This is a genomic window from Leptospira borgpetersenii serovar Javanica (assembly GCF_003046425.1).
Classification (GTDB): Bacteria; Spirochaetota; Leptospiria; order Leptospirales; family Leptospiraceae; genus Leptospira; species Leptospira borgpetersenii.
The window spans coordinates 1-10,000 of sequence record NZ_QAJG01000024.1; the positions used below are offsets into that span (position 1 = coordinate 1).

At 39.3% G+C, this 10,000-nt stretch carries 10 protein-coding genes (1 of these 10 cut by a window edge); 4 read left to right on the forward strand and 6 right to left on the reverse strand.

The window, feature by feature from the left end; translation table 11 throughout:
• Positions 1–480: 480 nt before the first annotated feature.
• Positions 481–1,239: an LIC10920 family plasminogen-binding lipoprotein gene (locus tag CLV95_RS15220; protein ID WP_002722919.1), complete on the reverse strand. Its 759-nt coding sequence runs from the start codon at positions 1,237–1,239 to the stop codon at positions 481–483.
• A gap of 905 nt (positions 1,240–2,144) precedes the next feature.
• On the opposite strand from CLV95_RS15220, the gene CLV95_RS15225 reads away from it, so the two are divergent.
• Both CLV95_RS15225 and CLV95_RS15230 read left to right on the forward strand, forming a co-directional pair.
• A complete protein-coding gene (locus CLV95_RS15225; RefSeq protein WP_011669451.1) occupies positions 2,145–2,552 on the forward strand; it encodes a response regulator in 408 nt (135 codons plus the stop codon).
• 123 nt (positions 2,553–2,675) lie between these two features.
• Positions 2,676–3,698, forward strand: a complete 1,023-nt coding sequence (locus CLV95_RS15230) for an MBL fold metallo-hydrolase (RefSeq protein ID WP_002735294.1) — start codon at positions 2,676–2,678, stop codon at positions 3,696–3,698.
• A gap of 481 nt (positions 3,699–4,179) precedes the next feature.
• Here CLV95_RS15230 and CLV95_RS15240 read toward each other — a convergent pair whose 3' ends face one another.
• Positions 4,180–4,950 (reverse strand): ribonuclease H-like domain-containing protein, encoded by a 771-nt coding sequence (locus CLV95_RS15240; protein WP_002735252.1) that lies wholly within the window; start codon positions 4,948–4,950, stop codon positions 4,180–4,182.
• A 181-nt stretch (positions 4,951–5,131) separates the two neighbouring features.
• Positions 5,132–6,013: a lipase secretion chaperone gene (locus CLV95_RS15245; protein ID WP_016748955.1), complete on the reverse strand. Its 882-nt coding sequence runs from the start codon at positions 6,011–6,013 to the stop codon at positions 5,132–5,134.
• A gap of 86 nt (positions 6,014–6,099) precedes the next feature.
• On the opposite strand from CLV95_RS15245, the gene CLV95_RS15250 reads away from it, so the two are divergent.
• Both CLV95_RS15250 and CLV95_RS19925 read left to right on the forward strand, forming a co-directional pair.
• Complete coding sequence (locus CLV95_RS15250; RefSeq protein ID WP_002735273.1) at positions 6,100–7,122, forward strand: NAD(P)-dependent oxidoreductase; 1,023 nt, start codon at positions 6,100–6,102, stop codon at positions 7,120–7,122.
• Between the two features lie 414 nt (positions 7,123–7,536).
• Positions 7,537–7,734, forward strand: a complete 198-nt coding sequence (locus tag CLV95_RS19925; RefSeq protein ID WP_002735244.1) for a hypothetical protein — start codon at positions 7,537–7,539, stop codon at positions 7,732–7,734.
• Positions 7,735–7,901: 167 nt separating this feature from the next.
• On the opposite strand, the gene rplQ is transcribed toward CLV95_RS19925, so the two are convergent.
• The 3 genes in view from rplQ to rpsD are tightly spaced (at most 22 nt apart) and all read right to left on the reverse strand, a layout consistent with a single transcriptional unit that may run on beyond the window.
• The gene (rplQ, locus tag CLV95_RS15265) at positions 7,902–8,399 is read right to left on the reverse strand and encodes a 50S ribosomal protein L17 (protein WP_002735277.1); all 498 of its coding nucleotides are present in this window, start codon (positions 8,397–8,399) and stop codon (positions 7,902–7,904) included.
• A gap of 1 nt (position 8,400) precedes the next feature.
• Entirely contained in the window at positions 8,401–9,378 is a 978-nt protein-coding gene (locus CLV95_RS15270; protein WP_002722915.1) for a DNA-directed RNA polymerase subunit alpha, read from the reverse strand.
• Between the two features lie 22 nt (positions 9,379–9,400).
• Positions 9,401–10,000, reverse strand: the 3' portion of a protein-coding gene (gene rpsD / locus CLV95_RS15275) for a 30S ribosomal protein S4 (RefSeq protein WP_002735223.1). It continues 24 nt past the right edge of the window; only the last 600 of its 624 coding nucleotides appear in the window; its start codon lies off the right edge, out of view; the stop codon is at positions 9,401–9,403.

Genomic DNA, 10,000 nt, shown 5'->3' on the forward strand with positions numbered 1-10,000 from the left:
AATACTTGGATCTGAAGATAAATCTGTCGGAATTACTACAAATCCTCTGTGAAACTTACGCCCCACCCTGATTTTGGGTGGAGGGGAGAGGCGGTGGGAAGACTCGGGAGGTTTTCTTTACCACAAAATCATACTTCTTGCAAGTAAAAAGCCTCATTCTTGTCGGAACACTTGAAAAATATCAGTTTTTGATCCTTATGATCCCAAAAGCCTTCTTAATTTGTGGGTAACGTTATGGCCGTTTCAGGTCGCAGCATAATAAATCGCTTTTGCATTTGTTAACCCAAGTTAATTAAAGGGCATATCTATAAAACGACAGGCCGTTCCAAAGAATTCTTATCAAACCCGCTGCTTTACGACATTCGATCATTCTAAAATCTATTTTTATGGAGGTTCCCTATTTAAGGAATCAAATTGCATTATAATTTTATAAAATTTCAATGCAATTAAAAATCGAAAACGAATAGCGCCAATTTAAGATCATTGCGTAGAACCTCCGCCTGGAATCACATTAGGCGCATTACAAGCGATTCTTCCAGTAATCGTAACCGCGGAACCTGAAGCCGATGCGGTGGAAACGCAGGAATGATTATCCTGAGTAAAACATTGTTGAGTTGTCGTAACTGAAGTACAATTAACGTTATCCGAAGTATAACACTGATTGAGAATCCCCGTGCTCGTAGAACTATCAAGTATTTTTCCGGAAAGGGAAATATCGATGTCCATATACTGTAGGGTTTGCTGTTGAGCAGCACCATTTCCTGTCGGATATACCGGAATTCCGGAAGATCCCCATTCTACTTTACCGACATTACCGGTAACTGTTCTACCGAAAACTCCACCCGAATAACTAAAACCTTGTTGTGGATCCACCGCCCCTTGATACTGAGCTGAATCGAATTGGAATCGAAGAACCATCGCTTCGGCTGTATTCTTCATAATCAACTGACTTGTGATCGTATAACGAGTATTGGAACCGGAAGAACCCGAGGTAGTTGTTGTGGTTCCGGTATTTCCTCCCGTGGTACCCGACGCCGTTCCAGAGGCGGCGGTGCCGGGAACCGCAACTCCACAAGAGGAAATTTTATCGGAATCCACCTCTCCGTTTATGAGGATTACGTTTCCGGTTGCTGCAACAAGTACCTTTAGATCCACCTTATTTTGATCCCGATGTTCGCAATTGAAAAAAGTCGCCGAAAAAATAATCAAAAGAAAAGATCCGATATAAAAACGTTTCATAAATACCTTTAGAGTTATATTGATCGAAAAGCAAATCTTGGTCAAGAATGAAAATGAACCCACCACTTTCCGATTTCGACCCCGTATGTAAAAGATCGTTTCCCTATACTTAAATTCTGAAACAAAATTTGAAAGAATAGTTCGGCATAACGCAAAAATAGGATGAATTACCGACAATAAAAGCAGATTCTCCAGAAAAAGGATACCAGTAATGCCAGATTACTAATCCCTGCAGAATAGGTACCAGAAATTTTGAAACAAATCCCATTTATTCTAGGTACCTTGTTATACAAACTGTAATATGACTCCAGGATGCAAAGCAGCGCAGATATCGTATCTTATGCCATCCTAAAAGGACTGAAAACTAGCTTGTATTCTGATTTTTCCGAAGGGATTCGTGTGTGGAAAGAACCCTTTCACGAAAAATTCCTCAAACAAAACGCCAAAGAGCTTGGTCTTTGAACGAATCATCAAAACGGGACGATAAAAAATGGGTTCTTCACGAATTGTACGGAAATCATAAGCTTATAACTCGAATATAGATTTATGAAAAACGATCAAACTCCATTCCGTAAATTAGAATAAGCTTGATCAAGTATAGACCCAACCTTTAAATAATGATTTGCAATCCATCAATTACCAAAGGAAGATTGGAATCGGCCTGGAAGAAAAGGTATTGGGGTCATCGTTTACTTTACTGATCCCGAGTATTTAGGGTTCTATAAAAAGAATGAAATTTTCTTCCCTTTTTTCTCTACAAAAAATAAGGGAAGAAATCGGTCCAGAATTGATATCTGCAAAAAGATCATAAAGAAGATAGACGTGAGTTTGAGAGTGTTCCCGGAAGAACGAAGTTCGCGTGCAATTGAAGTTTGCACGATTTGGACAGAAACGGAGAAGATCTTTTGAAAGATACAGTAAAAAACAATGCGATTCTTTGTGTTGATGATGAACCGATCATTTTGATCGCGTTAAAACAAGAACTAAAGAAACAATTTGGAAACGAGTTTCAATACGAAACCGCAGTCAATGCAAGCGAAGCGTTGGAAGTTGTGGACGAACTGGCGGAGAATGGGATCAACGTAATTTTGATTCTTTCCGATTGGCGTATGCCTGGGATCAAAGGTGACGAATTCTTAATTCATATTCATCAAAAATACCCGGATATCCGTTCCATATTGATCACAGGTTATATAGACGATGCCGCGGTGGAAAGAGTGAAAAAAGAAGCGGGTACTTATGCTGTTCTACCAAAACCATGGGATCCCAAACAGCTAGCGGATGCAGTGAAAGTATGCTGTAATCGAAATTAATTCGACATTCCACCATTGAGGTTTTGGGTTAAGGTAGGCTCTTATTTGAAATTTCAATTGCAGACCTTCATGTCTCCAAAGAACTTGTATCAAAGAAGGACCCCTATACTTGGGGAAAATTGAATGAAAATTCACCGATATGATTCTATTCCGGAAGTCAAGAACATCGGAGACGGAATCTTTAAGACCGAAATTCCACAACCTTTCTATTCACCCAATAATATTTACATTCTCCCGGACGGGGAACCTACCATCATCGACTCCGGTTACATCGAAAATTTAGGTCTTTTGCAAAGGGCTTTAAAAACGATCGGCCTTTCTTTAAATAAAATCAAACATATTATCTACACTCACAACCATCTTGATCACATGAGCGCCGCTTTGACCCTACGCTATTATACGGATGCAAAGTTGTACGCGATGACGGGAATGGCTTCGGAAATCGGAAATTATGTGGAATTCGTTCAAGTTTTTCAAAGAGCCATGAGGAGGCTCGTATATAAAGGTCATCACGATAATACAACAAGAGCCACAGAACTGAAAAGAGTGGATACCGGTATATTCGAATTTCATGATGCTTTGGACAATTCGGAAAAAGTAGACCCATATTTGGATTTCGATGTGGAACTCGTGGAAGGAGACGTGATTAAAGCGGGAGGCAGAGAAATCGGAGTCCTGCATACTCCCGGTCATAATCGATGGCATTTAACTCCTTATATCTTAGGAGAAAAGATTTACTTTACGGGCGATTTGGTACTTCAAAATATTTCTTCTATTTACGCGGAGATCGACGGAAATCTTTACGACTATCATCAATCCTTGGACCGTCTTTCCAAGCTTCCGATCCGAAGATTACTTCCGGCACACGGGCCGGAGCCGGACGATCCTCAAAGAGCGATTAAGTTGATTTCGAAAACTCTAAATCTTTTGGAAAGAGGTGTGGTACGTAGATTGAAGGAAGACGATCAGGATCTCTCCACTTTGGTTCTCGAAGCAATGGGAGAAAAGGTGGCGAACAGTAGTTATTACAATACGGCACTTGCAATCTTACATTCTTTGATTCGAAAATTGATCGATCAAGGGCAGGTACAAGTTTTGGAGATCGATCCTCCGTATGAAAAATACAAATGGATCGGTGCGAAATAAACGTGTAATATAATTAACGCGAATTCGATATAGGGAAGTTTGGGTAAATCGCTCACAAATTTCACAACTAAAATGGCTCGCGAGCTGAAACGCTTTCATAAAAAGCGTTTTATATGAATTCTCAAACTAAAGTGCTGCTCTCCTATCGAGTGCCCCATAGAGAGCGGAGATGGTAAACTTCCTTCGAACGACCGGCAGAGCACCCATAGGAAAGTTTTGCAGCTAGTTCAGAGAGTCATCTATCTCTACCACTGGCCTTCCTCTCGACTCCGTCGAATTAAGAATACTATACTCGGAAACTACCTTATGTTAAGGAACCGTATTAATCTAGGGATACAGCATAATAATCGCTTTCGCATTTGTTACGCCGAATGCACGTTGAATTTAATACTCAAAGCTATTACAAAAAACCGAACTTATTTTTGTAGAGACAGTTCTTAGCGTATATTTTTTTTGGAAAAATATTTCAAATATCTTTTTATTATCGAGATTGCTCAGGTTCCTTGACAATTTCCCCATAGAACGGAGTTTCTTTAATCTTTAAATTGTATCCTTTGACGAATAACTTTTCAAGATTAACGGTGTCTTCCCGATTATATTCTTCTAAAATTTTGAGAGCGTTCATATCGTCATAATCTACATATTGCTTCCAAAGATTTACTGCTTCGACACCTGTGATCGAGACTTCCTCTGGTCGATGGATACCTAATACCTTTTCGCACCCCTTGAGACCACCTTTGATCCCGAGAGATCTTAAGAAAAACATAATGTCGATGTGGTTATTCCTAAAACGCACATTAAATTCCCTTTCTAAAAAGGGAATGTCGAAAGCGATCCCGTTATAAGAAACAAAAATCTGATCCTGGCTGAGATTGTCTAAAAAGAAATCAAGATTAAAACCTCGAATATAGGAATGGTATTCGAATCCATCGAAAGTTCCGATGACCGTTGTTCTGTCGTCGTTTTCTAAACCCGTGGTTTCAATATCCATATAAAGAAGTTTTTTTCGAATCGTAGGAAAAAGTCTCCAATGATGTTTAGCTGAAAGAACGTGGAAAAAGTAGAAAAAATTTTCTATTTCCAATTCTTTTTTAGAAAATTCTAATGCTCCTAAAGTCAGATTTCGAGTCGGAGCAGGTTCGGTTTTCAAATATTCTTCAAGATCTTTCCAATCATAAATTCCATTTTCCCAAAGATTTTTTTCTTCCGTCGTATTGATTCCGGGAAGATGGCAGAAAGTGTGTTTCAACATCAGGTTTTCTTAGGATTTCCCAATACAAGAGTAAGACGGGAATAAGAACCAAAATAGAAAGGGCCTATACAAAAGTATTCTTGAACTTCTTCTGTGTCGAGATTTTTGACTCGAATCTTCATCAAACCTTTTCCTTGACGTTAAGATTTTTTCCGATCCAATCAGATTTCTCTTACACAATTTATTTTTCCTTTCTTTCTTCGGTCTCATTACCATAAGCCGTATCTATACGATCCGCACCGTCCTTACCGAAATACTTTTCACGCATGTATTTTGTTTTGTTGTTTCGATCGGATAAACTCATTCTTTCCAATTCATCTTCTCTCAGAAACATCTCAGTCTCATAGGTGCTATACTTAGACTCTCTCTTCTTTACGGTATTGTAATATCGACCGTAGACATTTTTTCTGAATTCCTCGTATTTTTGTATCCTTTGCTCAGCACTCAAAGACTCCGTGTCGATTAAAAAACCTCCCAAGGAATTCCGGTAAGTTTCTTCCGCTTCTTCCAACCCGAAGATAAGTTGAGCGTCATTATCGGAGAAAAATTCTCTTCTTTTCTTTTTAATAAGTTCGTATTTTTCAGAGTTACTTAGGTCATCAGAAAATTCAAATTCCCTCATAGTTATTTCGTATTTCAAGTAACTCGAAAAAAGGTTCATAAGATATTCGACTTCCTTTCCGGAATAATGGTCGGCAATGAAGGCTCGAATAACTTCGTTACACTGTTCGTAAATTAAATCTTCGGGACACTCCCTTCTTAAGGCCCAAAGTTCGGAAACTAAATTGACTTCTCCGGTGGAAGCGTATCGTAATAGCTCGTCAAAGGAGAGCCAATTTCCATTTTCATCGAAGATTTTACGTGAAGTATCTACGATCCCTTGATTTAAAGTCCATTCGCCGGATTCCGAGTGTTGTTGGAGTTCAAATTCCACTGCATTCGAGTTTCCCGAAGAGCCTGCGTCACTTCCATTAAAAAACGCAAACCAGATCAATACGATTAAAATCGCAGAGATCGAACAGAGGACTACGGGAAACATAAATCTTTCCTGTAGAGATTTCATGGACTTGTGATTTTTAAAAAAATCTTTCTTAAAGCAAATCTTTTTTGTTTTTTCCGAGGAAGCGCTTCAGATGAAATGACAAATTAGTGCGACAAAAAAGACCAATCCTCTATTACCCGGCAGGAACTACGGGAGCTAAAGAAATTTTTTCGACTTTTGAAAAGTTAGAAGTAAAATCGTATTCGATCAATCAAATCGGAGATTTGTCTCGCAACGAACCCGAAATTCTGATCGCAAACACGAGACTCAAAATAAATCAGGAATGTATCTTAAATTTCCCTTCAGTGAAAATTTTTGCGACCGTAAGTTCCGGAACGGATCACGTAGATTTTAATATTCTCAAAAAATCAGGAAAAATCTTTTTGAACGCACCCGGTTGTAACGCCAGTTCGGTTGCGGAATACTGCTATGCTGGCCTCTTGAATCGATTCAACAAAGCAGAATTAAAAACCGTCAAGGTCGGAATAATCGGACATGGAAATACGGGAAAAGAATTTTATAAAATTCTAATATCTCAAGGAATCGACTGTATCTTTTACGACCCATTTTACAGGACGGAATCATCTCCTTTGAAGGAAGTTTTAAGTCGCCCCGTCGTCAGTTACCACGTACCTTTGATTGAAAAAGGTATAGAACCGACATTTCATTTTGTCACCGATTCTTTGATAGATTCCCTAACGCCGGGAACCGTTTTTATCAATACGAGTCGAGGGGAAATCCTCTCTCCGAGCGCTTTTAACCGATTGATTGCAAGAAACGATATATTCAAAATTTTAGATGTGTTTGACCCGGAGCCTCCATCGGAGGAAAAAGGGAAAATGCTCGCGGAAGTAGATCATTCGATTTTTACCCCCCATATCGCCGGTTATAGTCAGTTGGGAAGAATCAGTGGAACTTACCGAATCGCCGAAAAATTATCTATTTTATACCAAGATCATCCCTTACCACCGTTGAAATCCTTCTTACAAACCTCTGGAGAATTTAAAACCTCCACTTTCTTAAAAAAAGAAGACCAGCTTTTAAGGGAAGCCTGGAGAAAAGGAGATCAAAGTTATTTTGAAAGAAGAAGGAATTCATATCCTGTAAGATTAGATTGGGGATTGATTTGATTTTGTATTACCAACTTTTCAAATTCTTTAAAAAAGTTTACTCACCCCATTTTTATTCGGCTCTTGCAGATATAAAACCGTCATCACATATTCCGTTATATTTCAACCTGAATTCGATATAAGAAAGTTTGGGTGAATCACTCGCAAGATAAAATACTTTTTATGAAAGCGTTTTATCTGAATTTTTCAAACTAAAGTGCCCTATGGATCGCAGCATAATAATCGCTTTCACATTTGTTCTCTCGAATTCGCGTTATTTTAAAATCCGCTAAACCTGAACCGAAAACGAAATACAACTTAAGCCGTCTCAAAACCTTAGAAATGTAGGAAGCTACTATAATTTTAAACGACAAGAAAATCGCCAATGCAACCAATCTGTGGGAACTCCTACAATCAGAGAACTGATGACAGGTGTTGGTAATTCCGATCCTACAGAAGACAGTTTTCGGACAGACTCTTAAGATAAATCAAGGTATTCTATCGAGAGGAATAAATTTTTTATTGGGCAAAAAGAAACCGAAAGAAAGTAAAGTCCGGATTGAATATCAAAGAGGTATGATTTGTAGAAGTACCGTAAGACTCTACCGAGTAAAAGGGAACAAGATTTATTGAAGATAAAAGTAACCAAAAAACATATTATCTACATAAACGCAAGTTTTGAAATATAGAATCGAATACCTATAACACAATCATACAATGATAGATTTCAAAACTGCTTGAAAGGTTAGAAAACTAAGAATTCTATTTTTTCTTTGTAATTTTCTTTTTGAGAGAGTGATCTATTTTTTATGAGCGGGAACAGAGTCAGATTTTCTTGCGGTTCTTTTTTCTTCCCTAGCTTTCTCTTGAGCTTCACGCTTCTCTTGTCTTTCTTTCAAAAGAATCGCTCTTTCTTTTCTAGAAGTCAGTTCCAAAATTCCAACTTCGGAATTATCAGAAGCCCTGTTCACAAGTTTCAAAACGCGAGTGTAACCGCCGTTTTTACTTTCGAAACGTTTTGCGATATCTTCGAAAAGTTTTACAACTACTTCACGATCCTTGATTCTTTTCATCACTTCCCGTTTATTGTGAAGTTGAACTTCAGGCTTCAGATCCGCTACGAGATTCTTCTTAGCTCTTGTAATCAGTTTTTCCGCATGAGAACGAATCACTTTCAGCTTCGCTTGAGTGGACTCGATTCTCTCGTATTTAAAAAGAGAGGTGATCATGTTATTGATCAACGCGTCTCTATGACCTTTATTGCGGTTTAGGTGTTTTACTTTATTTCTTTTATTCATTTTAAAAATCCCTCATTCCAAAAGAGAGACCCAGAGTGGAAAGTTTTCCCTTCAACTCTTGGAGACACTGATCACTGTAGTGTTTGGACTTCGACATTTCTTCTTCGGATCTTTTGACCAAGTCCCCGATGAAATCGATTTCCAGACTTCTCAACACATTGAGAGAACGAACGGAAAGCTCCAATTCTTCCACGTGTTTCGACAAGGAAGCCTTGAGTTTTTCGTCCGCTTCATCCAGTTCGTCGTCTTCTTCCTCCAATTCCTCTTCGAAATTGATAAATACCGTAAGATGTTCTTTTAAGATTTTCGCAGCCTGTGCGACCGCGTCATCTGGAGACACGGAACCGTCAGTCCATACTTCCAGAGTCAGTTTTTCGTAATCCGATCTTTGAGCAACGCGAGTTTCGGATACTTCAAAAACCACTTTCTGAACGGGAGAAAAGATCGAATCCACGGGAATCGTTCCGAGAACTTCGATGTCCTTTTTCTTTTCTTCCGCAGGAACGTATCCTCTTCCTCTCTGAATTTCCAAATCCATCACCAGATTCGCGTCTTCGTTCAGAGTAGCAATGTGGAGATCTGGATTCATGATTTCTATGGAGGAATCCACAGCGAGATCTCCCGCTCTGAAATATCCGGCTCCTTTCAGTTCGAGATGTATGATCTTGCTCTGATCTTTTTCTTCCGGTTCGTATTTAATCCGAACCTGTTTCAGGTTCAGAATAATTCTTGTTACGTCTTCCGCAACTCCTTCGATAAAGGAAAACTCGTGGTTTACCCCTTCGATACGAATCGCCGAGATCGCGGCTCCCTCGATCGAGGACATCAAAGTCCTTCTAAGAGAGTTACCAATCGTTGTCGCAAAACCCCTTTCAAAAGGCTCTGCAACGAACTTCCCATAATTGGGAGTGCTCGCTTCCGTGTTGAATTCAATCTTCTTAGGACGTTTAAATCCTTTGAGTAAGCTTTTGAGAGACAATTTGAGACCCTTTTATCAGATTTTATTTCGAATAAAGCTCTACGATTACCTGTTCTTTCACCGGTAGATCGATATGATGACGCTCTGGTAATGCCGTAACGTCCCCACCAAAGTTTGTGTAATCTGCCGATAACCAGGACGGAATTCCCTGCAAAGACTGAGACAATCTAATGTTATCAGCGATGAAGGTAGAAGCCCTAAATTTCTCTCGGATTTCCACTTTATCCCCTACATTTAATCTGTAGGAAGGAATATCCACTCTTTCTCCGTTCACAAGAACGTGTCTGTGAGCGATGAAATTTCTCGCTTGGCGGCGAGTCACCGCAAATCCGAGACGATACAAAACGTTATCCAATCTTCTTTCCAAAAGCTGGAGAAGGATTTCACCCGTCACACCGTGAGAATGAGAAGCCTCTTCGTAATATTTACGAAATTGCTTTTCTAAAAGTCCGTATGCTCTTTTCAATTTCTGTTTTTCACGGAGCTGAGTACCGTATTCCGACACTTTCCCCTTCCGCTTCGTAGGCATACCGGGAGGCCCTTTGCGGTGAAATTTATCTTTGTTAAAAGTATAACTGGACTTCAGGAAGAGATCCACTCCCTCCCTTCTCATAATTTTTAC

Coding starts and splice junctions, on each gene's coding strand:
- CLV95_RS15220 (WP_002722919.1), bottom strand. CDS start 1,239: ATGAAACGTTTTTATATCGGATCTTTTCTTTTGATTATTTTTTCGGCG.
- CLV95_RS15230 (WP_002735294.1), top strand. CDS start 2,676: ATGAAAATTCACCGATATGATTCTATTCCGGAAGTCAAGAACATCGGA.
- CLV95_RS15245 (WP_016748955.1), bottom strand. CDS start 6,013: ATGAAATCTCTACAGGAAAGATTTATGTTTCCCGTAGTCCTCTGTTCG.
- rplQ (WP_002735277.1), bottom strand. CDS start 8,399: ATGAATAAAAGAAATAAAGTAAAACACCTAAACCGCAATAAAGGTCAT.
- CLV95_RS15240 (WP_002735252.1), bottom strand. CDS start 4,950: ATGTTGAAACACACTTTCTGCCATCTTCCCGGAATCAATACGACGGAA.